This window comes from Streptomyces saintjeani, from assembly GCF_055409605.1.
This window is the reverse complement of the sequence record NZ_CP189624.1, coordinates 2,648,981-2,673,600: the sequence shown is the minus strand read 5'-3', so window position 1 is coordinate 2,673,600 and position 24,620 is coordinate 2,648,981. Positions and strand designations below refer to the sequence as shown.

Sequence of the window (24,620 nt, the reverse complement as noted above, 5' to 3'; positions counted from 1 at the left end):
CTCAGGACGCCCAGATCCCGGTGATGTCCTCGGCGTCGGCCGCGTTGCCGGCGTGGGTGTCGATACCTTGGGTGTCCTCGATCGTACGCAGCAGGTCGTAGTGGTTGTACGTGGTGGAGGAGGACGACCCCGGGGTGACCGGCTGGCCGTACAGCACCGTCGGGATGCGGTTGCCGGAGAGGCGGTTGTCCTCGTCGAAGGTGACGACGAGCAGGCTGTTGTGGGTCTTGGCCCAGGTCGCGTACGCGCCCAGGTTGTTCTTCAGCCAGGTGTCACCGGTCGACACCGAGCAGTCGTGCATGTCGCTGCACAGGTTCGGGACGACGAAGGAGACGTCCGGCAGCGTCGTGAAGTCCGTCGGGAACTGCGCGAACGTCTTCGCGGTGGAGGTCGGTACGTTGCTGAACCCGAACCACGGGTTGTGCTTGCGCGCGTAATTGCCGCTGCTGCACGTCGTCGAACCCTGGCTCGGCAGCGTCTCGTTGTAGCTCGCCCAGGTACCGCCCGCCGCGATGACCTCGGAGGCGAGGTTCGGCGCGGAGGAGAAACCGGGGGAGTAGCAGCTGTCGTCGGTGACGCCCTGCGTCGAACCCGAGAACAGGGCGAAGTAGTTGGGCTGGCTCGGGTGGGTCTCGCCGAACGACTGCGACAGGTTGGCGCCGCCGGTCTTCAGCGAGTTGAGGTACGGCGCGCTGGAGGAGCCGATGACCTGGCTGTAGGCGTGGTTCTCGAAGACCACGACGACCACGTGATCCGGGCTCGGTACGGCGCCGGCGGCGTGCGCGGAGCCGCCGGCCCCGATGCCGGTCCACAGGCCGAACGAGGCGGCGGCGAGGGCGGCGGAGGCGGCCATGGTGGTACGGGTGCGGCGCAAGAGGGTACTGCCGGACACATCATCCTCCGGTGGGGGGAGTACGGGAGAGGTACGGAGCTGGCATGACAGTGCGGGCAGATCATGTACACGCCAGAATGCTCCCTGGCGACATCACCCGTCCAGCCGGATGAAGAGCGAGTGAACTGATGGCACGCCCTCCGCCCTGTGAGACGCGGCCTCCGGACCGGGGCTCCTCTCCCCCTTGAGGGTTAGTCTCGAAGTCGTACGACCTTGATCAGACGGAGGAGGCCGGGCATGACGGGGCTGGGGCGCAGGAGCAGTACGTTCTCCCGTCTGCTGCGGCACGGGTTCACCGACCCCTCCGCCGCCGAACGCCTCCTGGACGGCGCCGAACTCGCCGGTGTCCGCAACGACCCGGTCCTCCTCGAAGCCCTCGGCGCCACCGCCGACCCCGACCTCGCCCTCCAGGGCCTCGTACGGCTCCTGGAGTCGCAGCCCGGTCCCACCGCCCGCCGCGAGCTGCTGGACACGGTGATAGCGGCCAAGCCCCTGCGCGACCGCCTCCTCGGAGTGCTCGGCGCCTCCGCCGCACTGGCCGACCACCTCGCCCGCCACCCCCGCGACTGGGAGGCCCTGGTCACGTACGAACCCCGGGATCTCCACCCCGGGGTGGAGGAGTTCGAGCGCGGCCTCGCGGAGGCCACCGACCCCGTCTCTCTGCGCGTCGCCTACCGCCGCTGCCTCCTGTCGATCGCCGCCCGGGACGTCTGCGGCACGACCGACATCACCGAGACCGCCGCCGAACTCGCCGACCTCGCGACAGCGACCTTGCGCGCGGCCCTCGCCATCGCCTGCGACGCCGCCCCCGGCGACGCCGAGGCCTGCCGCCTCGCGGTCGTCGCGATGGGCAAGTGCGGCGGCCACGAGCTCAATTACGTCTCGGACGTGGACGTCATCTTCGTCGGCGAGGCGGCCGAGGGCGCCGACGAGGGCAAGGCCCTGCGCTCGGCCACCAAACTCGCCTCGCACATGATGCGGATCTGCTCCGAGACGACCGTCGAGGGCACGATCTGGCCGGTCGACGCCAACCTCCGCCCCGAGGGCCGCAACGGCCCCCTCGTCCGCACCCTCAGCAGCCACCTCGCCTACTACCAGCGCTGGGCGAAGACCTGGGAGTTCCAGGCCCTCCTCAAGGCCCGCCCGGTCGCCGGCGACCTCGGCCTCGGACGGCAGTACGTCGAGGCGCTCGCCCCGATGGTGTGGCAGGCGTCCGAGCGCGACAACTTCGTCACCGACGTCCAGAAGATGCGCCGCCGCGTCGTCGAGAACATCCCCGCCGCCGAGGTCGAACGCGAACTGAAACTCGGCCCCGGCGGCCTCAGGGACGTCGAATTCGCCGTGCAGATGCTCCAGTTGGTGCACGGCAGGGCGGACGCGTCACTGCGCAGCGGCACGACGCTGGACGCGCTGCGGGCGCTCGCCGAGGGCGGCTACATCGGCCGCGCCGACGCCGTACAGCTCGACGAGGCGTACCGGTTCCTGCGCTCCATGGAGCACCGCATCCAGCTCTACCGTCTGCGCCGTACGCACCTCGTCCCCGAAGCCGAGGAGGATCAGCGGCGGTTGGGGCGCTCGCTCGGGATGCGGTCCGAGCCGGTCACCGAGCTGAACCAGGAGTGGAAGCGTCACTCCGGAGTGGTCCGGCGCCTGCACGAGAAGCTGTTCTACCGGCCGTTGCTCGACGCGTACGCCCAACTCGGCCCCGGCGAGGCCAGGTTGAGCCCCGAGGCGGCCCGCGAGCGGATGGTGGCCCTCGGCTACGCCGACCCGGCGGCGGCGCTCAGGCACCTGGAGGCGCTGGCGTCCGGCGTCTCCCGCAAGGCCGCCATCCAACGGACGCTGCTGCCCGTCCTGTTGGGCTGGTTCGCCGACTCCGCCGACCCGGACGCCGGACTCCTCAACTTCCGCAAGGTCTCCGACGCGCTCGGCAAGACCCCTTGGTATCTGCGCCTGCTCCGGGACGAGGGCGCCGCCGCCGAGAACCTCGCCCGCGTCCTGTCCGCCGGACGCCTCGCCCCCGACCTCCTCATGCGCGCCCCCGAAGCGGTCGCCCTCCTCGGCGACGGCGACGACCTGGAGCCGCGCGGGCGGGCCCAGTTGGAGCAGGAGGTACTGGCCGCCGTCGGCCGCGCCGAGAGCGGCGAGGCCGGGATCCGCGCCGCACGAGGCGTCCGGCGCCGCGAACTGTTCCGTACGTCCGCCGCCGACATCGTCGACACCTACGGCACCGAGACCAAGCCCGCCGAGGCCGACCAGGGCGCCCTGGTCGACCGGGTCGGCGCCGCCGTCTCCGACCTCACCGCCGCGACCCTCGCCGGGACCCTGCGCTCGGTCGTGCGGGACGGGTGGGGCGACACCCTGCCGACCAGGTTCGCCGTCATCGGCATGGGCCGGTTCGGCGGGCACGAACTCGGCTACGGCTCCGACGCCGACGTGCTCTTCGTCCACGAACCCCGCGAGGGAGTCGACGAGCGCGAGGCGTCCGAGGCCGCCAACCGGGTCGTCTCCGAGATGCGCCGGCTCCTCCAAGTGCCCAGCGCCGACCCGCCGTTGCTGATCGACGCCGACCTGAGGCCCGAGGGCAAGTCGGGGCCGCTGGTCCGGACGTTCAAGTCGTACGAGGCGTACTACCGCCGCTGGTCACTGGTCTGGGAGTCGCAGGCCCTGCTGCGGGCCGAACCCGTCGCCGGTGACGAGGAGTTGGGGCGCAGGTTCATCGACCTCATCGACCCCCTGCGCTACCCCGCCGAAGGGCTCGGCGACGACGCCGTGCGCGAGATCCGGCGCCTCAAGGCCCGCATGGAGTCCGAGCGGCTGCCGCGCGGCGCCGACCCCAAACTCCACGCCAAACTCGGGCCCGGCGGGCTCTCCGACGTCGAGTGGACCGTACAGCTCATCCAGATGCGGCACGGCTGGGCCGAGCCGGGCCTCCGGACGACCCGCACGCGCGAGGCCCTCGCGGCAGCGCGTGCCGCCGGCCTGCTCGGCACGGAGGAGGCCGAAATCCTCGACGAGGCTTGGGTGTTGGCGTCCCGGGTGCGCAACGCCGTGATGCTGGTGCGGGGGCGGGCCGCCGACACGTTCCCCACCGAGGCTAGGGAACTCGCCGCTGTGGGGCGGTACTTGGGGTACGCGGCCGGTCATGTGGGGGACATGCTGGACGCCTACCGGCGAACCACGCGGCGGGCGAGGGGAGTTGTCGAGGAGCTGTTCTACGGGGGATAGCCGGCCCCGGCGCTCTGTCGGTACGCCTCCGGGTCAGCGCCACCCCGGCCAGGATCACGACCATCCCCGCCAACACCCTCGGTGTCAAAGGCTCGTCGAGCAGCAGCGCGCCCAGCGTCAGGGACACCACCGGGAGCAGATAGCCGACCGTCGCCGCACTGGTCGGCCCCTCCTCGGCGATCATCTGATAGTTGAGGTAGAAGGTCACGCCCGTCGCCAGCACGCCCAGTGCCAGCAGCGCCGACAACCCTGTCACGTCGGCCTTCACGGGTCCCGCGAACGGCACCGCGAGCCCGCTCCACGCGGTCGCCGTGAGGAGTTGAGCGGCGGAGACGGCGAGCGGGGCGTCGTTGGGCGTGAGCGTGCGTGCCATGTAGGCGAAAGCGACCGCGTAACTGGCCCCCGCTCCCAGCAGGAACAGTGCGTCCCAGCTCAACAGGGCCCCGCTCTGCCAGGGCGCGAAGACCAGCAGCACCCCGCCGAAACCGAGCACCAGCCCCGACACCCGACGTCTCTCCGCGCTCCCCAGCAGCAGGCCGATCACCAGCGACCACAAGGGAGTTGTCGCGTTCATCACCCCCGCCGTCCCCGAGTCCACCGTCCGCTGACCGAGGCTGAACAACGCGAACGGCACCGCGTTGCAGAACAGCGCGGCGACCACCAGATGCCCCCACACCCGCCGCGTTCGCGGCAACCGCTGCCCCGCCCGCCACGCGAGTGCCAGCAGCACGGCCGCTCCCAGCGCGCACCGCCCGACGGTGATCTGTACCGGCGTGAGCCCGTGGTCGAGCGCGAGCTTGATCCAGAGGAAGGCCGACCCCCACAGCAGAGCCAGGGCCGCCATACGGAAGGTAGGCATGCCCACAACAGTCGCCGCCCCGACCTGTCAGGACAAGTGAAAGATCTAGCACGAACCCTTAAGCTGAACTGCATGATGGACGTCCGGCGCATGCAGATCCTCCGCGCGGTCGTGCACAGCGGCTCCGTCACCGCCGCCGCGCGCGCCCTCGACTACACCCCCTCCGCCGTCAGCCAGCAGATCGCCGCGCTGGAGAAGGAGGCCGGTACGGCACTGCTGGAGCGGGTCGGCAGAGGCGTACGGCCCACGGCGGCAGGCGTGTTGCTCAGCGAGCACGCCGAACTCGTCGCGAGGCAGCTCGACTTGGCCGAGGCAGCGCTCGCCGACCTCCTCGCGGGCCGCACGGGACGCCTCTCGGTGCGGTACTTCGCGACGGCCGGCGCCTACCTCGTCGCCCCCGCCGTCGCGGACGTCCGCCGCGAACACCCCGGCGTACGCGTCGAGTTGAGACTCACCGACATCACCCACCACCTCGCGGCGGTCCGCGACGGCCACGCCGACGCCGTACTCGTCGTGGGGGAGGAGCAGTGCGAGGGCGTGCGCGTGCTGCCGCTGCTGGACGATCCGTACGTCGTCGTCCTGCCCGCAGGACACCCGGCGGCGGAGCTGGACGCCGTCGAGCTGGCCTCGCTCGCCGGTGAACCGTGGGTCGGCAGCGAGTGGCCGGGCCCCTGCCTCGACGCCCAGCTCACCGCGTTCGCCGACGCCGGGTTCCGGCCTGAGTTCGTGGTCGACAGCGAGGACTACGTCACCGCGCAGGGCTTCGTCGCCGCGGGCCTCGGCATCGCCCTGATCCCCCGCCTGGGCCTCGGCGCGGCCCGGGACGACATCGCCGTACGCCCCCTGGCGGGGACCCCGGCCGCCCGCCGGATCTGCGTCGGCGTACGGGAGGGGGCGTCGACGACACCGGCGCTGCGGACGTTCGTACAGGCACTCCGGCGGGCCGCCGAGCCCAGGCGGGAGCGGTAGGCGCGCCGGCGCTGAGCTGCCGTGCGGGGCTCGGGCGCGGGGCGGGTGCCGATGCCGGCGCGCTGTCGAGCCTCAGAGCCGGTGTCACATCCCCGGCCGGGCGCCCGCCGCCTGGCACGCGCTCTCCCAAGCTCTCGGCTTCGCTCGACCAGGGGGCACACCCATCGCGGGCGCTCCGGCGCCTCGCGATCTGGGGGCCCCGCTCGCCAGAGCTTGGGGGGCATCGGGCGACGTGCGCTGATCGACCGGGGAGGTGACACAGGCTCTCGGCCCCTGCCGGGCGGGGGCGCGGCGGACGCTCAGATCCGAGCCGCCGCCGACCCTTCGCCCTGGGCCCCGGCCGGACTCTTGGGCTGGGCTGCCGTAGGGCTTCCGGGCTGGGCCGCTGCCGGGTTCTCGCCTTGGGCTGCTGCGGAGCTCGCGGATTGGGCTGCTGCCGGGCTTCCGTTCCGGGCCTCGGTCGAACCCTTGGGCCGCGCCGCTGCCGGGCTCCCGTACCGGGACACCGTCGGGCCCTCGCCGCTTCGGGCCGGCTTCGCGCCGTCGCCGTTCTGGGCCGCAGCCTCCGTCACGGACCTGGTCCCCTCACCGGACGCCTCCCCGGCCCCGGACCCCGGCCTCCCCGAGAGCCTCGCCACAGCCCCCTTCAGCGCATCCCACGCCGGGACCCCCGCCGCAACCGTCTGCGGCAAGCGGTACGGCGACGTCCCGTACACCGCCCACGCCACGAAGAACCCGAAGGCCAGGCACAGGATGCCGCCCACCGCGTCCAGCCAGAAGTGGTTCGCCGTCGAGACGATCACGATCAGGGTCGCTGTCGGGTAGAGGAGCCCCAGGACGCGCACCCACGGCAGCCGGGCCAGGAAGAAGATCGTCAGTCCGCACCACAGCGACCACCCGATGTGCATGGACGGCATCGCGGCGTACTGGTTGGACATGTTCTTGAGGTCGCCGGAGGCCATCGACCCCCAGGTCTCGTGCACGACGACCGTGTCGATGAAGTCGCCGCCGTTCATGAGCCGGGGCGGGGCGAGGGGGTAGAAGTAGTACCCCACGAGAGCTACGGCGGTGGTCGCGAAGAGGACGAGCCGCGTGGCCGCGTACCGGCCGGGATGGCTGCGGTAGAGCCAGACCAGCACCCCGAGCGTGACGACGAAGTGCAGGGTCGCGTAGTAGTAGTTCATGCCCACGATCAGCCAAGTCACCGAATCCACGGCGTGGTTGACCGACTCCTCGACGGCGATGCCGAGGTGGTGCTCCATCCGCCAGATCCAGTCGGCGTTGCGCAGCGCCTCCGACTTCTGCTCCGGGACCGCGTTGCGGATCAGCGAGTACGTCCAGTAACTCACCGCGATCAGCAGGATCTCGAACCAGAGGCGCGGTCGCCGGGGGCTGTGCACACGTCGGGACTTGGCCGTGACGGAGACGGGAACGGCCGGGTCCCGGCCGTCCGAAGATGTCACGGTTACGTCACCCATAGACATGAAGTCTGCCAGAAAAGAGCTGTCCCCCCGATCATCCCCCGGGCTGGTCGGACCCGCACGTCCTACCGCGTGCGTACGGGGTCGGGCTCCACCTCAGGGACGAGTCGTACGGTCCCCCGGTACCGATGCGGTAGACCCGCGTACGACGAGTTCCGGCATGAACACGAACTCGCTGTGCGGCGCGGGGGTGCCGCCGATCTCCTCCAGGAGGGTACGCACCGCGGCCTGCCCCATCGCCGGGACCGGCTTGCGGATCGTGGTCAGCGGCGGATCGGTGAACGCGATCAGCACGGAGTCGTCGAACCCGACCACGGAGACGTCCCCGGGGACGGTCAGACCGAGCTGCCGGGCGGCCCGGATCGCGCCGAGCGCCATCATGTCGCTGGCGCACACCACGGCCGTACAGGACCGCTCGATGAGCGAGGTCGCCGCCGCCTGTCCGCCCTCCAGCGTGTACAGGGAGTGCTGGACGAGGTCGGTCTCGACGGTCTGCGCGGGTAGTCCCAAGGTCTCATGCATGGCCCGCACGAACCCCTCGATCTTCCGCTGCACCGGCACGAACCGCTTGGGCCCGAGGGCGAGCCCGATCCGGGTGTGCCCCAGCGAGGTGAGGTGGCTGACCGCGAGGGTCATCGCGGCCCGGTCGTCCGGCGAGATGAACGGCGCCTGCACCTTGGGCGAGAACCCGTCCACGAGCACGAACGGCACGCCCTGCGCCCGGAGTTGCTCGTAGCGCTGCATGTCGGCCGTGGTGTCCGCGTGCAGCCCCGAGACGTAGATGATCCCGGCCACGCCCCGGTCGACGAGCATCTCCGTCAGCTCGTCCTCGGTGGAGCCGCCCGGCGTCTGCGTCGCCAGTACGGGGGTGTACCCCTGGCGGGTGAGGGCCTGCCCGATGACCTGGGCCAGCGCCGGGAAGATCGGGTTCTCCAGCTCGGGAGTGATGAGGCCGACCAGACCCGCGCTGCGCTGCCGCAGCCGTACCGGCCGCTCGTAGCCGAGGACGTCGAGCGCGGCGAGGACGGACTCGCGGGTGGTGGCGGCGACGCCCGGCTTCCCGTTGAGGACCCGGCTGACCGTCGCTTCGCTCACCCCCGCCTGCGCGGCGATATCGGCCAGCCGTGTGGTCACAGGGGTGGACTGTACCGGCCAGGTGTCCGCTCGCGCACCGCTCGGGCGACGGGGACGGCCTACGGGCCGCCCGCGCCCCGGTTGCTGTGTCATCGGGCCCCTTCGGGAAAGTGTCAGCAAGAGCTTGCAGAGTCTTTCATACCGCGGAACTGCCCGCCCGACCCCTGGAAACAAGGGTCTCACAGAGATCCTCCCCAGGTCACGCGCAGATAACATCGACGGTTCCTTGCATTTTTTTGCTGCAAGTACTTTCGTAACGCTTACGGCCTTGTTACGTTCCCTGACGCCCGGCAGGCACGGGCTTCGACCCAAGGAGAGACTCATGCGGCGTGGCATAGCGGCCACCGCGCTGGTGGCGTCCGTCGCCCTGACGGCGACGGCGTGCGGCGGGGACGACAGCGGCAGCGACAATTCGGGGCCGACCACCATCACCTGGTGGGACACCTCCAACGCCACGAACGAGGCGCCCACGTACCAGGCGCTGATCAAGCAGTTCGAGGCCGCGCACAAGGACGTCAAGGTCAAGTATGTCAACGTCCCCTTCGACCAGGCGCAGAACAAGTTCGACACCGCAGCCGGTGCCTCCGGCGCGCCGGACGTGCTGCGCTCCGAGGTCGGCTGGACCCCCGCGTTCGCCAAGAAGGGCTTCTTCCTGCCGCTCGACGGCACCGAAGCCCTCGCGGACCAGGCGAAGTTCAAGCCCAACCTGATCGAACAGGCCAAGTACGACGGCAAGACGTACGGCGTCCCGCTGGTCACCGACACCCTCGCGCTCGTCTACAACAAGGCCCTCTTCGCCAAGGCCGGCGTCGCCGCGCCCAAGACCTGGGACGAGCTGAAGGCCACCGCGGCGACCGTCAAGGACAAGACGGGCGTGGACGGTTACTGGGGTTCCACCCAGGCGTACTACGCGCAGAGCTTCCTGTACGGCGAGGGCACCGACACCGTCGACGCCTCCGCCAAGAAGATCACCGTCGACTCGGCGCCCGCGAAGAAGGCGTACGGCACCTGGCTCTCCCTCTTCGACGGCAAGGGCCTGCACAAGGCCGACACCACCGCCGACGCGTACGCCCATATCCAGGACGCGTTCGTCAACGGCAAGGTCGCCGCGATCATCCAGGGGCCGTGGGAGATCACGAACTTCTACCAGGGCGCCGCGTTCAAGGACAAGGCCAACCTCGGCATCGCCACCGTCCCGGCGGGGTCCACCGGCAAGGCGGGCGCGCCGACCGGCGGCCACAACCTCTCCGTGTACGCGGGCTCCGACAAGGCCCACCAGAAGGCCGCGCTGAAGTTCGTCGACTTCATGACGTCCGCCACGTCGCAGGCCACCATCGCGCTGAAGAACTCGACGCTGCCGACGCGGGACGACGCGTACACCGCCGAGGTCAAGGCCGACCCCGGCATCGCCGGCTACCAGACGGTCCTCGCCGCCGCGCAGCCCCGGCCCGCGCTGCCCGAGTACAGCTCCCTGTGGGGCCCCCTCGACACCGAACTGCCCAAGATCGCGGGCGGCAAGGAGTCCCTCGACTCCGGCCTCGGAGCCGCCGAGACGGCCATCGCCAAGCTGGTCCCCGACTTCAGCAAGTGAGCCCCGCGTGGCCGCCGGATTCCCGCGAGACACGGGGGAGGAATCCGGCGGCCACCGGTCTGCCGTAACTCCAGAGAGGGACGACCCGCCGTAGCTCCCGAGAGTGACCCTGCCCGGCGTACCTCCCGAGGCGGACGGCCCGCCGTACCCCCGTGGTCGTAGTACCCCCCGTTGAACCGTCAGAAGGTGTCGAAATGACAGTCGCCATCGACCGAGCGACCGGCCGTAAACGGCCCGGCGAACCGAAGCCGGGGCTGGGCAGGCGTCTGAAGCGAGGCTACGACCGGTACTGGTACGCGTACGCCATGATCGCCCCCGTCGCGGTCGTCCTGGGCGTCCTCGTCGTCTACCCCCTGGTCTACGGCTTCTACCTCACCCTCACCGACGCCGACAGCCTCAACACCGCGCGCACGATCGGCGCCAACCACATCGACGCCACCTACCAGTTCATCGGCTTCGACAACTACGCCGACATCCTGTGGGGCGACACCGCCTACGACCGCTTCTGGTCCCACTTCATCTGGACGATCGTCTGGACCGCGCTCTGCGTCGCCCTGCACTACACGATCGGCCTCGCCCTCGCCCTGCTCCTCAACCAGGAGCGCCGCGGACGCACCCTCTACCGCCTCCTGCTCGTCCTGCCCTGGGCGGTCCCGACGTTCGTCACCGTCTTCGGCTGGCGCTTCATGCTCGCGGACAGCGGCATCATCAACTCCGCCCTGGACGCCCTGCATCTGCCGCAGCCGCAGTGGCTGGAGGACACCTTCTGGCAGCGGTTCGCCGCCATCATGGTCAACACCTGGTGCGGCGTCCCCTTCATGATGATCTCGCTCCTCGGCGGCCTCCAGTCCATCGACAGCTCCCTCTACGAGGCCGCCGAGATGGACGGCGCGAGCCCCTGGCAGCGCTTCCGGTACGTCACCCTGCCCGGCCTGCGCTCGGTCTCCTCCACCGTCGTCCTGCTCGGCATCATCTGGACGTTCAACCAGTTCGCCGTCATCTTCCTGCTGTTCGGCAACACCGCGCCCGACGCGCAGATCCTCGTCACCTGGGCCTACTACCTCGGCTTCGGACAGCAGCCGCGCGACTTCGCCCAGTCGGCCGCGTACGGAATCCTGCTGCTCGGCATCCTCGTCGTGTTCACCTCGTTCTACCGGCGCTGGCTGAACCGCAACGACCCGCAAGTCGCGCTCTAGCGAAGGGAGTTACCCCGTGACCACCGCTGCAAGCACCCCCGTCCGGCGGCGCGGCCGAAGCGGCCTGCCGGCCTCCCTCGCCTCGCACGGCATCCTGGTCCTGGCGAGCCTGATCGCCCTCTTCCCGGTCGCCTGGCTGGTGTTCCTGTCGCTCGGCCCCGACAAGGACGACTACCTCCACCCCGGCCGCATCTGGTCGAAGATGACCTTCGACAACTACGGCTTCGTCCTCCAGCACACCAGTTTCCTCGACTGGCTGAAGAGCTCGCTGATCGTCTCCCTCGGCACGACCTTCCTGGGCGTCTTCGTCGCCGCCACCACCGGGTACGCCGTCTCCCGCATGCGCTTCCCCGGCTACCGCAAGTTCATGTGGCTGCTGCTGCTCACCCAGATGTTCCCGGTCGCCGTCCTCATGGTGCCGATGTACCAGATCCTCGCCGACCTCCAGCTCATCGACACCTACCTCGGCCTGATCCTCGTCTACTGCACCACCGCCGTCCCGTACTCGGCATGGCTGCTCAAGGGCTACTTCGACACCATCCCCTTCGAGATCGACGAGGCGGGACGCGTCGACGGACTCAGCCCCTTCGGCACCTTCGCCCGGCTGATCCTCCCGCTCGCCCGCCCGGGCCTCGCAGTAGCCGCTTTCTACAGCTTCATCACCGCGTTCGGCGAGGTCGCCTTCGCGACGACGTTCATGCTCGACGACAAGAAGTACACGCTCGCCGTCGGCCTCCAGAGCTTCGTCAGCGAACACGACGCCCAGCGCAACCTGATGGCCGCCACCGCCGTACTCATCGCGATACCGGTTTCCGCGTTTTTCTATCTCGTCCAGAAGAACCTGGTCACCGGCCTCACCGCGGGCGGTACAAAGGGCTGATCCGCAGCGACAATTCCCGCGCTTTTCCCGAAACTCCCGCCCGTGGCCTGCCGGTTGTTGATACCCATGGTCACGAGCGGGGCGGCGGCCGTAGGGGTCCGTCCGACCCCGCCGACCCCTACGGCCGTCCCTTCTCCGTACGACGACCTCTCCGCCCGATCGACCAGCACAAGGACGCCATGAGCCAGCAGCACTCCGCAGCCGACCAGGCCCAGGTCACCGTCACCGTCGAGGCGAGCCGCCCCGACTGGTGGCGGGAGGCCGTGATCTATCAGGTCTATCCGCGCAGCTTCGCCGACGGCAACGGCGACGGCATGGGCGACCTGGCCGGCGTACGCACCCGCCTCCCGTACCTGCGCGAGCTGGGCGTGGACGCCGTGTGGCTCAGCCCCTTCTACGCCTCCCCGCAGGCCGACGCCGGCTACGACGTCGCCGACTACCGTGCCGTCGACCCCATGTTCGGCACCCTCCTCGACGCCGACGCGCTGATCCGCGACGCGCACGGACTCGGCCTCAGGGTCATCGTCGACCTCGTCCCCAACCACTCCTCCGACCAGCACGAGTGGTTCAAGCGGGCCGTCGAGGAGGGCCCGGGCTCGCCGCTGCGGGAGCGCTACCACTTCCGGCCCGGCAAGGGCGCGGACGGTGAACTCCCGCCCAACGACTGGGAGTCCATCTTCGGCGGGCCCGCCTGGACCCGGCTCCCGGACGGCGAGTGGTACCTCCACCTCTTCGCGCCCGAGCAGCCCGACTTCAACTGGGAACACCCCGCCGTCGGCGACGAGTTCCGCTCCATCCTGCGCTTCTGGCTCGACATGGGCGTCGACGGCTTCCGTATCGACGTCGCCCACGGCATGGTCAAGGCCGCCGGACTCCCCGACATCGGGGGCAGCGATCAGGTCAAGCTGCTGGGCAACGATGTCATGCCGTTCTTCGACCAGGACGGCGTCCACGACATCTACCGGGCCTGGCGCAAGGTCCTCGACGAGTACGCGGGGGAACGCATCTTCGTCGCCGAGGCATGGACCCCGACCGTCGAGCGCACGGCCAACTACGTCCGCCCCGACGAACTCCACCAGGCATTCAACTTCCAGTACCTGGCCACCGATTGGGACGCCGGGAAGCTCCGCGAGGTCATCGACCTCACGCTGGAGTCGATGCGTCCCGTCGGCGCCCCGGCGACGTGGGTCCTCTCCAACCACGACGTCACCCGCCACGCCACCCGCTTCGCCAACGCGCCCGGCCTCGGCACCCAGATCCGCCTCGCCGGGGACCGTGAACTCGGCCTGCGCCGCGCCCGCGCGGCCACGCTCCTCATGCTGGCCCTGCCCGGCTCCGCCTATATCTACCAGGGCGAGGAGCTGGGCCTGCCCGACGTCGTCGACCTGCCCGACGAGGTCCGCCAGGACCCCGCCTACTTCCGGGGCGCCGGCCAGGACGGCTTCCGCGACGGCTGCCGGGTGCCGATCCCGTGGAGCCGGGAGGGCGGGTCGTACGGCTTCGGTGCGGGCGGCAGCTGGCTTCCGCAGCCCGCGAGTTGGGGCGAGCTGAGCGTCGAGGCGCAGACCGGGGTGGCCGGGTCGACGCTGGAGCTGTACCGGTCCGCGCTGGCCGTCCGGCGCGAGCACGCCGGCCTCGGGGCGGGGGAGTCCGTCGAGTGGCTGCCGTCGCCCGAGGGCGTACTCGCCTTCAGGCGGGGGGAGTTCGTGGCGTTCGCCAACACCACGGGGGACGCGGTGAGCGTTCCCGAGTACGGGCGGGTGCTGCTCGCCAGCGGAGAGTTCGACGGGGTGACCGTTCCGGCGGACACGACGGTGTGGTTCACGGCGAGCTGACGGGCGCGGCGAAGGACCGGCCCCCTTCCGAGGGCCGGTCCCTTGTTGCGCAACCGCTTGCCGGGCGTTACTTCCAGGTGTCACTGGTCGTATAGCCGCTCGAACTCCCGGTCGTGTACGACCTGTTGGTGCCCGACTCCCACGTCACCGTCCCCGAGGCGTCCTTCTTCAGGTACTTGTACTCGAAGGCGGTGCTCTTCGGGACGATCACCCTCTTCGACCAGGTCGGGTAGGCGGCCGAGGAGAGCGGGATCGCGTCCGCCGTGTTCCAACTCCCCAGCGAGGCAAGGGAACCGACGACGTACACGTTCGTCCCGGACGCCGTCGTCGCCGTCTCGTTGAACGTCACGTCCGTCGCGTTCGCGTCCGCCACGTTCCACGAGTTGTTCAGGGTGAGCGCCGAAGTCCCGGCCGTGCCCGTCCTGTTGGCGTTGGACTCCCAGGTGACCGCGCCGGAGGAGTTCTTCTTGAGGTACTTGTACTCGAAGGACGTGCTCGCCGGGACGGACACCGTGCCCGACCAGACCGGGTAACCGCCCGACGAGAGGGCGACGGCCTTGGACGTGTCCCAACTCCCCAGCGCCGCAAGGGAACCGACGACGTAGACGTTGGTCCCGGAGGACGTGGGCGCGTACTCGTTGAAGGTCGCGTTCACAGTCGTCGAACCGCCGCCGCCCCCGCCGGTGCAGGAGCTGATCGGGCACGTGTACGACGCGTTGTAGAACGCGACCGCGTTCTTCGCCGGGATCGTCAGGCTCGCGTTGCCGCCCGAGACGGTGACCGTGCCGGCCCCGCCGTCGATGACGTTCTTGTACGTCCCGTCGGCCATCCCCGTCGCGAACGTGTAGGTCGCCGCCGAGGAACCGTTGTTGAGCGCGAAGAACCCGGCGCCGCTGCGGCCGAAGCCGATCACGGACGACGACTTGGTCTGCCAGTCGGAGACCGCGGCCGAGTCGGTGGCGTTGTGCCAGGACACCATGCCGATGACGGCGGTGTCGCGGTTCAGGCAGTACCAGCCGTTGGCGCAGTCCGTGTCGGTCACGAACCCGCCCGAGTTCGGCGGCGCCTGGTCGCTCTGCGTGAACTGCCAGCCCGCGTACACCGTCGGCGTCGACCACTTGTAGCCGAGCTGGAAGAGGTTCGCGAGCCGGTAGGCGTCGCCGTCCTTGTACGACAGGTGCAGCCCGTTGCGCTCGGTGTCGTGGTTCGTCACGAACGACACGGAGTTGTCGGCGGGCAGGATGCCGGACGAGGACAGTGACGCCAGGTCGCTGACGTTCCCCTGGAACGCCGACTTCAGCTTGCTCGCGTACGTGAAGTCGAGGACGTCGCCGGAGGCGTAGTAGTCGGCCGGCTGGGGAGTCGTACCCGGGTACACCTCCTGGAAGACGTACGGGTCGGTTCCCGCCTTCGTGTCGGTCAGCTTCGACTCGATCGCCGCGAGGTCGGCCTCGGGGATGTGCTTCGCCGCGTCCACCCGGAAACCGTCGACGCCGAGGGCGAGTTGGGAGTTCAGGAAGTTCGCGATGCCGGTGCGGACGTGGTCCGTGCCGGTCTTCAGGTCGGGCAGGCCCAGGAGTTCGCAGTTCTGCACCTGGGTGAGGTTGCCGTAGTCCTGGATGGTGAGGTCGGAGGTGGGACAGCTCGACGAGTCGTGGTAGTCGGCGCGGTCCCACTCAGGGGTGTCGTACTTGTTGGTGAGAGTCGTCCCGTTGTACCCCGTGCCGGTCTGCGCGGCCGTGTGGTTGATGACCGCGTCGGTGTACACCTTTACCCCTGCGGTATGACAGGCGTTGATCATCGCCTGGAACTTCGCGGCCGTACCGAACCGGCTGTTGAGGCTGTACGAGTACGGCTGGTAGACGTCCCACCAGTAGGACGACGCCTGCTTGAGCGACTCGGAAGGCGGCGCCACCTGCACGGCGCCGTACCCGGCGGGGCCGAGCACATTGGTGCACTCGGAGGCGACGGAGTCCCAGTTCCACTCCCACAGGTTGGCGATGACGTCGCCTTTCCTGGTGGTGTCGGCGTGGGCGGAGGAGGCGGGGAGAGCGACGACACCGGCGAGAGCGAGAGCGCTCGCGGCGGTGAGGCGCAGGGCGCGGGGGAGGACACCCGGGGGGTGGTGTCGGATCATGTTGCGGCTCCGGAACATGAGGGATCACAGTTCAACAATTCGTGAGCGTGGGGCAGTTGTGGCGGGCACGTCAAGGCGCTGGATGCAAATTCTTTCTGTCTGTTGCAAGCGTCTTGCTGTAAACCTTGCGTGAGCGATACGGTCACGCGGGGTCGGACCCGCAGTAACCGCCGTAACCGCCAGGCAATCGCTAGGAGTTCCCGCCCGTGACACCGAGATGGCCCCGGCGGATCGCCGCCGTCGCAGTCGCCGCACTCGCCGCCGCGCTCACCCCACCTGTCGCCGCGCACGCCGCCGCCCCGCCTCCGCCGCCCTCGGACGCGAAACTCGCCGCCGAGCCCGCCCGGCACGACGCGACGCGGGAGCAGTTCTACTTCGTCCTCCCGGACCGTTTCGCCAACGGCGACACCGCCAACGACCGTGGCGGGCTCACCGGTTCACGGCTCAGCACCGGGTACGACCCCACCGACAAGGGCTTCTACCAGGGCGGCGACCTCAAGGGCCTCACCCAACGCCTCGACTACATCAAGGGGTTGGGGACCACGGCGATCTGGCTGGCGCCGATCTTCAAGAACCAGCCCGTGCAGGGGACCGGCGCCAACGCCTCGGCCGGCTACCACGGTTACTGGATCACCGACTTCACCCAGGTCGACCCGCACTTCGGCACCAACCAGGACCTCGAAACCCTCATCTCCAAGGCACACGCCAAGGGCATGAAGGTCTTCTTCGACGTCATCACCAACCACACCGCCGACGTCGTCGACTACGACCCCCAGTCCTACAACTACCTCTCCAAGGGCGCCTTCCCGTACCTGACGAAGGACGGCCACCCCTTCGACGACGCCCAATACGCCGACGGCAAACGGAAGTTCCCGGCGGTCGACACGGACTCCTTCCCACGAACCCCGAAGGCCGCCCCGAAGACCGCGAGCACCACCAAGGTCCCGTCCTGGCTCAACGACCCGACGATGTACCACAATCGCGGCGACTCCACCTACGCCGGAGAGTCCACCACCTACGGCGACTTCTCCGGCCTCGACGACCTGTGGACCGAGCGCCCCGAGGTCGTCACCGGCATGGAGAAGATCTACGAACGCTGGGTCAGGGACTTCGACATCGACGGCTTCCGGATCGACACCGTGAAGCACGTGAACATGGAGTTCTGGACGCAGTGGGCGACCGCCCTCGACGCCTACGCGGCCAAGCACGGCCGGGACGACTTCTTCATGTTCGGAGAGGTCTACTCGGCGGACACGGACATCACGTCCCCGTACGTCACCCAGGGCCGCCTGGACGCGACGCTGGACTTCCCCTTCCAGGACGCGGCCCGCCGGTACGCCTCCCAGGGCGGCAGCGCGCAAGCCCTTGCACAAGTTTTCGGCGCCGACCACAAGTACACGACCGACAAGGCGAACGCCTACGAACAGGTCACCTTCCTCGGCAACCACGACATGGGCCGCATCGGCACCTTCATCGAGCAGGACAACCCGAAGGCCACCGACGCCGAACTCCTCGCAAAAGACGAGTTCGCCAACGAACTGATGTTCCTCGGCCGGGGCAACCCGGTGGTCTACTACGGCGACGAGCAGGGCTTCACCGGCGCGGGCGGCGACAAGGACGCCCGCCAGTCGATGTTCGCCTCCCGCACCCCCGACTACCTCGACGACGACCAGATCGGCACGACCCGCACCCACGCGAGCGACGCCTACGACCCCCAGGCCCCCCTCTACCGCCAGATCGCCGGCCTCTCCCGCCTCCGCAAGGCCAACCCGGCCCTCGCGGACGGCGTACAGACAGAGCGGTACGCGGCGCAGGGCAGCGGCGTCTACGCGTTCACCCGCAGCGACCGGCACACCGAGTACGTCGTCGCCCTCAACAACGCGACCGAACCGAAGACGGCGACCTTCGCGACCTCGTCCTCAGGTATGAGCTACCGGGGCATCTACGGGACTACGACCACGGCCCGCTCCGACGCAGCCGCCCGCGTCACCCTCACGGTCCCGCCGGGTAAGGCGGTAGTACTCAAGGGTGACCTCGCCAAGCCGACGACGCCCCCGAAGATCACCCTCACCGCACCGCCCGCCGGAGCCGCAGGCACCGTCGATCTCACCGCCGACGTCACCGGCGGACAGCTCAACCGCGTGATCTTCGCCGCCCAGACCGGCAACGCCCCCTGGCAGACCCTGGGTTCGGCCGACCACGCCCCCTACCAGGTCACCCAGACGATCACGGCGAAGCCCGGAACCCCCGTCCGCTACAAGGCGGTCGCCGTCGATTCGGCGGGCCGCAGAGCCTCGGCGACCGCGTCCACGACCACCGGCACCCCGCCTGTCGAACAGCCCCCCACCGCGTCCTCCCGCGACTACGCGATCGTCCACTACAACCGCCCCGACGGCGACTACGCCGACTGGGGCCTGTACGCCTGGGGCGACCTGGCCGACGGCGAGTCCACGACCTGGCCCGCGAGCCACCCCTTCACCGGCCGCGACGCCTACGGAGCCTTCGCCTACGTCAAGGTGAAGCCCGGCGCCTCCACCGTCTCCTTCCTGGTCATCGACAAGGACGGCACCAAGGACGTCGCCACCGACCGCACGATCGACGTCACGAAGACCGGCGAGGTCTGGATCGACCAGGGCAAGCCCGACGTCCGCACCGACCGCCCCGACTACCCCGCCCAGGACAAGACGAAGGCGATCCTCCACTACCACCGCGCTGGGGGCACCTCCCAGGCTTTCGGCTCTGGGGGAGGCGCCTACGACGGCTGGGGCCTGCACGTCTGGACGGGCGCGGCGACCCCCACCGACTGGTCGGCCCCACTGAAGCCGAAGAGCGTCGACGCGTACGGCGCCGTATACGAGGTACCCCTCAACCCCGGCGCCACCAGCCTGAGTTACATCCTCCACAAGGGCGACGACAAAGACCTCCCCACGGACCAGTCCCTCGACCTCACCGCCAACGGACACGAGGTGTGGCTCTTGAACGGCCAGGAGAAGTACCTCCTCCCACAGCCCGCCGGAAGCGCCGCCGCCCTCGACCTGACCACCTCCAAGGCGATCTGGATCGACCGGAACACCCTCGCCTGGAACGGCAGCGAGGCCGCCGCCTCCACCCAGCTCCTGTACTCCCACGACGGCTCGATCAAGGTCGACAACTCCACCCTGACCAGTGACGACGAACGCTGGCTCCGCCTCACGAAGACCACCCTCACCGACGCCCAGAAGGCCAAGTACCCCCACCTCAAGGACTACCCGGCCTGGACGATCGACCCCCGCGACCGGGACCGGGTCCGCGACGCCCTGCGCGGCCAACTGGTCGCCTCCCAGCGGGCGTCGAACGGTGCCGTGCTCACCGCGACCGGCGTTCAGATCGCGGGCGCCCTCGACGACCTCTACGACGCCACCAGGACCAAGCTCGGCCCGACCTTCACCGACAACCGCCCCACCCTCGCCGTCTGGGCCCCCACCGCCCAGTCCGTCGCCCTGGACCTCGACGGCAGGACGGTCCCCATGAAGCGGAACGACACCACCGGCGTCTGGTCGGTCACCGGCACGAAGAGCTGGAGGAACAAGCCCTACCGCTACATCGTCAAGGTCTGGGCCCCCACCGTCCGCGAGATCGTCACCAACCGTGTCACCGACCCCTACTCCGTAGCCCTCACCGCCGACTCCGAGCGCAGCCTGATCGCCGACCTCGACGACAAGTCCCTCGCTCCCAGCGGCTGGACGACCTACACCAAGCCCAAGGCCACCCCCATCAACGACGCCGAGATCCAGGAACTCCACATCCGGGACTTCTCGATCGCCGACCGCACCTCCCGACACCCCGGCCAGTACCTGGCGTTCACCGACAGGAACAGCGACGGCGCCAAGCACCTGCGGGAGTTGGCGAAGTCCGGCGCCAACTACGTCCACCTGCTCCCCGCGTTCGACATCGCCACCATCCCCGAGAAGCGCGCCGACCAGGCCACGACGGACTGCGACCTCGCCGCCCTGCCCGCCGACTCCGAGAAGCAGCAGGAGTGCGTGGCGAAGATCGCCGCGAAGGACGGCTACAACTGGGGCTACGACCCGTACCACTACACGGTCCCCGAGGGCTCGTACGCCTCTGACCCGGACGGCGTAACCCGTACGACGGAGTTCCGCCGGATGGTGAAGGCGCTCAACGACGACGGGCTACGGGTCGTGATGGACGTCGTCTACAACCACACGGCGGCAGCCGGTCAGGCCGACACCAGCGTGCTCGACAAGGTCGTACCCGGGTACTACCAGAGGCTGATGGCCGACGGCAGCGTCGCCGACAGCACCTGCTGCGCCGACACGGCGACCGAGAACGCGATGATGGGGAAGCTGGTCGTCGACTCGGTCGTCACCTGGGCCAAGGAGTACAAGGTCGACGGCTTCCGCTTCGACCTGATGGGCCACCACCCCAAGGCCAACATCCTCGCCGTACGCAAGGCCCTCGACGCCCTCACTCTCCAGAGGGACGGGGTGGACGGCAAGAGGATCATCCTCTACGGCGAGGGCTGGAACTTCGGCGAGGTCGCCGACGACGCCCGTTTCGTCCAGGCCACGCAGAAGAACATGGCGGGCACCGGCATCGCCACCTTCTCCGACCGCGCCCGTGACGCCGTACGCGGCGGCGGCCCCTTCGACGCCGACCCCGGCGTCCAGGGCTTCGCCTCCGGCCTCTACACCGACCCCAACTCCTCGACCGCCAACGGCACCACGGCCGAGCAGAAGGCCCGCCTCCTGCACTACCAGGACCTCATCAAGGTCGGCCTGACCGGCAACCTCGCCGACTACCGCTTCACCGACACGAACGGCCACGAGGTCACCGGCGCCCAGGTCGACTACAACGGCCAACCGGCGGGGTACGCGGCGAACCCCGGCGACGCCCTCGCCTACGCCGACGCCCACGACAACGAGTCCCTGTTCGACGCCCTCGCCTTCAAACTCCCCGCCCGCACGAGCGCCGACGACCGCGCCCGCATGCAGGTCCTCGCGCTGGCCACGGCCCTCCTCTCCCAGGGCCCCGCCCTCTCCCAGGCCGGCAGCGACCTCCTGCGCTCCAAGTCCCTGGACCGCAACTCCTACGACAGCGGCGACTGGTTCAACGCGATCCACTGGAACTGCGCCGACGGCAACGGCTTCGGCCGGGGCCTGCCGCCCGCCGCCGACAACACCGACAAGTGGCCCTACGCCAGGCCCCTGTTGAGCAGCGTCAAGGTCAACTGCCCCCAGATCCGGGCCACCTCGGCCGCGTACCGCGATCTGCTGAGGATCCGTACGACCGACAAGGCGTTCTCGCTCCGTACGACGGCGCAGGTTCAGACCGTCCTGTCGTTCCCCCTGTCGGGCACCGCCGAGACCCCCGGCGTGATCACCATGCGCCTCGGTGACCTGGTCGTCGTCCTCAACGCGACACCCACCGCCCAGGACCAGACGGTGACCCAACTCGCGGGCACCGATTATCAGTTGCACCCTGTGCAACGCGCGGGGGCGGACCCTACCGTGAAGGGGGCGCGCTACGAGCGGAATTCGGGCACGTTCGCCGTTCCGGGGCGCACGGTGGCGGTTTTCTCCCGAACGGCCTGATCTGACAGTACGTTGTTGACCACCAGCGATGGGTAACAGCGGCTCGCCTCATGTCTGCACGGGAGAGGAGACGGCCGTCGACACTCAGCAGATCACCGAGAACGACGCCGGCGCGACCGTGCTGGTCGTCGACGACGTGGCGGCCAGTCGCTACGCGATGGGCGCCGTGCTGCGCCGCGCCGGCCATCGGGTCGTGGACGCGGCAACCGGGCACGACGCGCTGCGCGAGGTCTCCGTACGGCTGCGCGCCGGGACGCCGTTCGACGTCGCGCTCGTGGATGTCGGACTGCCGGACATGAGCGGCTTCGAACTGTGCCGGAGGCTCAAGGCCACCCCGGGGACCGAGCGGCTGCCGATCGTGCACTTCTCGGCGGCGGCCGTCGCGCCGAGCGACCGGTGCCGGGGGCTCGACGTCGGCGGGGAGGCGTATCTCACCGTCCCCGCCGACCCGTTGGAGATCCAGGCCGTCGTCCGGGCCGCCCTGCGCGGCGCGCGCACGCGCGGCGTGGCCGAGGAGGCCGCCCGGCGGCTCGCGATCCTCGCGGAGTCCATCGTCACCGTCCAAGGCGCCCGCGACGCACAGGAGTTGGCGGACGCGGCGGCGGAGGGCGCGGCCCGGCTGTCCGGCACCCCGGCCGTCGTCCTCGTCATCGGCGCGCGCGGCGAGGTGTACCGGGGCCTGCCGCGCGGCCGGTCCCGCGTCGTACCGCCCGACGCGGGCGCCGACGAGACGGCCGTCCGGCTCGTCACCCGGCTCGCCGAGGGGCGCGGCGGCACCCAGACCGTGGTCGTGCCCGGCGCGCTGTGGCCGCCCGGCTACTTCCGGCGGGGGGCGCGCGACGACGCCCGGCTGATCCTCGCGCCCGCGCCCGCAGGGCGTACGCCGGTGTGCGTGGCGACCCCCGCGCCCTCAGCGCACGCCCCCGACGCCGGGGACGACGGACTGCTCGCCCGGCTCGCCCAGGCCACCGCGCTGGCCGCCGAACCGCTGCTGATGTACCAGGTCGAGCGGCATGTCGCGCTCACCCTCCAGCACAGCTTCCTGCCCCGCCCCGCCTCCCTGCCGAAGCTCCCCGGCGTCGACGTCGAGGTCCGGTACGTCCCCGCCTCCCTGGAGGCCGAGATCGGCGGGGACTTCTACGCCGCGCTGCCCACCGACTCCGGCGTCCTCACCGCCGTCGGCGACGTCGTCGGCCACTCCCTGCACGCGGCGACGGTGATGGTCGAGATACGGCACGCCCTGCGCGCGTACTGCGTCGAGGACGACGACCCCGGAACCCTCGCCGCCCGCCTCGACCGCATGCTCCAGCGCTACCACCCCGACTTCACGGCGACCGTCTGCCTGGCCCTGATCGACCCCGACACCGGCCGGGTCCGCATCGCGAACGCCGGACACCTCCCGCCGCTGGTGGTCACCGGCAGCGCCGCCGAGTACATCGAAGCGGCGGGCCCCCTGCTCGGCCTCGGCCTCCCCAGGCCCGCCCCGACCGAGTTCCAACTCCGGCGCGGACAGCGCCTGTTGATGGTCACCGACGGGCTCATCGAGACCCGCGGCACCGACCTCGCGATGTCCCTCGCCCACCTGCGTACGGCCGCCGCCGGCGCCCCCGACGGCCTCGGCACCCTCTGCGACCTGCTCCTCGGCTGCTTCGCCGACGGCCGTGAGGACGACATCGCGATGCTGGCCCTGCGCCTGAGGTGAGCGTCGCGCACCCGGTTAAGGTGACCCGAGCCCGGCAAGCCCGAGCCCGAGTCGCCCACCGAGGAGCCCCGCATGCCCCAGATCACCGTCGACCACTCCGCCGAACTCACCCAGGCTTTCGACCACGCCGCCTTCGCCCGCGCCCTGCACACCGCGGTCGTCGAGATCGCCGCCGCCAAGCCCGAGGCGTGCAAGACCCAGTTCCGCGCCGCCGGCCACACGGCGTTCGGCTACGAGGAGGAGGGCCACGCCGTCGTGCACGTCACCCTCGGCCTCCTGGCCGGCCGCACCGCCGAGGTCAAGGCCGAACTGACCGCCGCCGTCCTGGAGTTGCTCAAGGAACACCTCCCCGCCGAAGGCTGGCACACGGTGCACGCCTCCGCCGAGGTCCGCGAACTGGACCCCTCGTACACGAAGGCCCAGTGGTAGGAGCGCCAACTCCCTTACGACGCCAGCTCGATGAGCCGCATCGCCAGCAGCCCGAAGGGCCCGTCCGCCGGTTCGCCGGTCAGCATCGGGCGCAGCAGCCCCTTCAGCTCGTCGTCGAACGCGGCGGTCACCGCCGTCAACGCGGCGAAGTCCTGGACGAGTTGGAGCTGGAGCTCCTCGCGCGGGATGCGCCGGCCGTCCAGCCAGATCAGGGCCGTGGACTCGGCGAGGGAGATCCAGGAGCGGACGAGGAGTTCCAGCCGGGGCGGCGGGTCGGTGATCTCCAGATGGGAGAGGATCTGCTCGTACGCCTCCTGGCGCACGGAGTTGATGAGCGCGTTCGTCGTCGAGGAACCCACCGCCGGGCCGCCGCGCAGGAGGGCCGCGAACCCGGGGCCGTGGTCGTCGACGAAGTCGAAGTACCGCCGCATCACCCTCAGCAGCCGGGTGCCGAGCGGCCCTTCGTGCGGCTCCACGAACCGGCTCGCCAGATCCTCCGACGCCCGCTTCAACGCGGCCTCGTACAGGCTGACCTTGCCGGGGAAGTAGTGGTAGACGAGCGGCCGTGAGATCCCCGCAGCCGCCGCTATCTCGTCGATCGACACCTCGTCGGGGGAGCGCTGGGCGAACAGTTCGAGCGCGACACCGATGAGCTGCTGCCGCCGCTCCTCCACGCTCATTCTCCGACGCACC

The 24,620-nt window shown here is 70.1% G+C and carries 13 protein-coding genes and 2 pseudogenes; 9 read left to right on the top strand and 6 right to left on the bottom strand.

Annotation, left to right across the window (positions count from 1 at the left end):
* Position 1 precedes the first annotated feature (1 nt).
* On the bottom strand, positions 2 to 892 hold the full coding sequence (locus tag ACQCO7_RS11900; protein ID WP_464071792.1) for an alkaline phosphatase family protein: 891 nt from the start codon (positions 890 to 892) through the stop codon (positions 2 to 4).
* Positions 893 to 1,129: 237 nt separating this feature from the next.
* Between ACQCO7_RS11900 and ACQCO7_RS11895 the strand changes: the two genes are divergently transcribed.
* A complete protein-coding gene (locus ACQCO7_RS11895) occupies positions 1,130 to 4,120 on the top strand; it encodes a bifunctional [glutamine synthetase] adenylyltransferase/[glutamine synthetase]-adenylyl-L-tyrosine phosphorylase (protein WP_464071791.1) in 2,991 nt (996 codons plus the stop codon).
* A gap of 43 nt (positions 4,121 to 4,163) precedes the next feature.
* Here the strand turns inward: ACQCO7_RS11895 and ACQCO7_RS11890 are convergent.
* Positions 4,164 to 4,964 (bottom strand): annotated as a pseudogene (locus tag ACQCO7_RS11890) (DMT family transporter); the annotation flags it as partial.
* Positions 4,965 to 5,069: 105 nt separating this feature from the next.
* Here ACQCO7_RS11890 and ACQCO7_RS11885 point away from each other — a divergent pair.
* Complete coding sequence (locus ACQCO7_RS11885) at positions 5,070 to 5,948, top strand: LysR family transcriptional regulator (protein ID WP_464077199.1); 879 nt, start codon at positions 5,070 to 5,072, stop codon at positions 5,946 to 5,948.
* A gap of 676 nt (positions 5,949 to 6,624) precedes the next feature.
* Here the strand turns inward: ACQCO7_RS11885 and ACQCO7_RS11880 are convergent.
* Positions 6,625 to 7,426: pseudogene (locus tag ACQCO7_RS11880) on the bottom strand (phosphatase PAP2 family protein); the annotation flags it as partial.
* A 99-nt stretch (positions 7,427 to 7,525) separates the two neighbouring features.
* The gene (locus tag ACQCO7_RS11875) at positions 7,526 to 8,563 is read right to left on the bottom strand and encodes a LacI family DNA-binding transcriptional regulator (protein WP_010351982.1); all 1,038 of its coding nucleotides are present in this window, start codon (positions 8,561 to 8,563) and stop codon (positions 7,526 to 7,528) included.
* Between the two features lie 322 nt (positions 8,564 to 8,885).
* On the opposite strand from ACQCO7_RS11875, the gene ACQCO7_RS11870 reads away from it, so the two are divergent.
* From ACQCO7_RS11870 to ACQCO7_RS11855, 4 genes are all read left to right on the top strand, one after another.
* On the top strand, positions 8,886 to 10,154 hold the full coding sequence (locus ACQCO7_RS11870) for an extracellular solute-binding protein (protein ID WP_464071790.1): 1,269 nt from the start codon (positions 8,886 to 8,888) through the stop codon (positions 10,152 to 10,154).
* A gap of 194 nt (positions 10,155 to 10,348) precedes the next feature.
* Complete coding sequence (locus ACQCO7_RS11865) at positions 10,349 to 11,350, top strand: carbohydrate ABC transporter permease (protein WP_464071789.1); 1,002 nt, start codon at positions 10,349 to 10,351, stop codon at positions 11,348 to 11,350.
* Between the two features lie 16 nt (positions 11,351 to 11,366).
* The gene (locus ACQCO7_RS11860; RefSeq protein ID WP_464071788.1) at positions 11,367 to 12,230 is read left to right on the top strand and encodes a sugar ABC transporter permease; all 864 of its coding nucleotides are present in this window, start codon (positions 11,367 to 11,369) and stop codon (positions 12,228 to 12,230) included.
* A gap of 179 nt (positions 12,231 to 12,409) precedes the next feature.
* Positions 12,410 to 14,065, top strand: a complete 1,656-nt coding sequence (locus ACQCO7_RS11855) for a glycoside hydrolase family 13 protein (RefSeq protein WP_464071787.1) — start codon at positions 12,410 to 12,412, stop codon at positions 14,063 to 14,065.
* A 67-nt stretch (positions 14,066 to 14,132) separates the two neighbouring features.
* On the opposite strand, the gene ACQCO7_RS11850 is transcribed toward ACQCO7_RS11855, so the two are convergent.
* A complete protein-coding gene (locus ACQCO7_RS11850) occupies positions 14,133 to 16,202 on the bottom strand; it encodes a carbohydrate-binding module family 20 domain-containing protein (RefSeq protein ID WP_464071786.1) in 2,070 nt (689 codons plus the stop codon).
* A 206-nt stretch (positions 16,203 to 16,408) separates the two neighbouring features.
* Between ACQCO7_RS11850 and pulA the strand changes: the two genes are divergently transcribed.
* The 3 genes from pulA to ACQCO7_RS11835 all read left to right on the top strand — a co-directional run bounded on the left by pulA (position 16,409) and on the right by ACQCO7_RS11835 (position 23,927).
* Positions 16,409 to 21,796, top strand: a complete 5,388-nt coding sequence (gene pulA, locus ACQCO7_RS11845) for a pullulanase-type alpha-1,6-glucosidase (RefSeq protein WP_464071785.1) — start codon at positions 16,409 to 16,411, stop codon at positions 21,794 to 21,796.
* A 28-nt stretch (positions 21,797 to 21,824) separates the two neighbouring features.
* Complete coding sequence (locus tag ACQCO7_RS11840) at positions 21,825 to 23,498, top strand: SpoIIE family protein phosphatase (RefSeq protein WP_464071784.1); 1,674 nt, start codon at positions 21,825 to 21,827, stop codon at positions 23,496 to 23,498.
* A 72-nt stretch (positions 23,499 to 23,570) separates the two neighbouring features.
* Positions 23,571 to 23,927, top strand: a complete 357-nt coding sequence (locus tag ACQCO7_RS11835; RefSeq protein WP_464071783.1) for a 5-carboxymethyl-2-hydroxymuconate Delta-isomerase — start codon at positions 23,571 to 23,573, stop codon at positions 23,925 to 23,927.
* Between the two features lie 14 nt (positions 23,928 to 23,941).
* Here the strand turns inward: ACQCO7_RS11835 and ACQCO7_RS11830 are convergent, their stop codons facing one another.
* Positions 23,942 to 24,607, bottom strand: coding sequence for a TetR/AcrR family transcriptional regulator (locus ACQCO7_RS11830; RefSeq protein WP_010351991.1), 666 nt, complete (start codon positions 24,605 to 24,607; stop codon positions 23,942 to 23,944).
* Positions 24,608 to 24,620: the final 13 nt, after the last annotated feature.

What these genes read in the sequence shown, in the direction of transcription:
- ACQCO7_RS11895 (WP_464071791.1), top strand. Translation starts at nt 1,130, where the DNA reads ATGACGGGGCTGGGGCGCAGGAGCAGTACGTTCTCCCGTCTGCTGCGG.
- ACQCO7_RS11885 (WP_464077199.1), top strand. Translation starts at nt 5,070, where the DNA reads ATGCAGATCCTCCGCGCGGTCGTGCACAGCGGCTCCGTCACCGCCGCC.
- ACQCO7_RS11870 (WP_464071790.1), top strand. Translation starts at nt 8,886, where the DNA reads ATGCGGCGTGGCATAGCGGCCACCGCGCTGGTGGCGTCCGTCGCCCTG.
- ACQCO7_RS11865 (WP_464071789.1), top strand. Translation starts at nt 10,349, where the DNA reads ATGACAGTCGCCATCGACCGAGCGACCGGCCGTAAACGGCCCGGCGAA.
- ACQCO7_RS11855 (WP_464071787.1), top strand. Translation starts at nt 12,410, where the DNA reads ATGAGCCAGCAGCACTCCGCAGCCGACCAGGCCCAGGTCACCGTCACC.
- ACQCO7_RS11850 (WP_464071786.1), bottom strand. Translation starts at nt 16,202, where the DNA reads ATGATCCGACACCACCCCCCGGGTGTCCTCCCCCGCGCCCTGCGCCTC.
- ACQCO7_RS11840 (WP_464071784.1), top strand. Translation starts at nt 21,825, where the DNA reads ATGGGTAACAGCGGCTCGCCTCATGTCTGCACGGGAGAGGAGACGGCC.
- ACQCO7_RS11835 (WP_464071783.1), top strand. Translation starts at nt 23,571, where the DNA reads ATGCCCCAGATCACCGTCGACCACTCCGCCGAACTCACCCAGGCTTTC.
- ACQCO7_RS11830 (WP_010351991.1), bottom strand. Translation starts at nt 24,607, where the DNA reads ATGAGCGTGGAGGAGCGGCGGCAGCAGCTCATCGGTGTCGCGCTCGAA.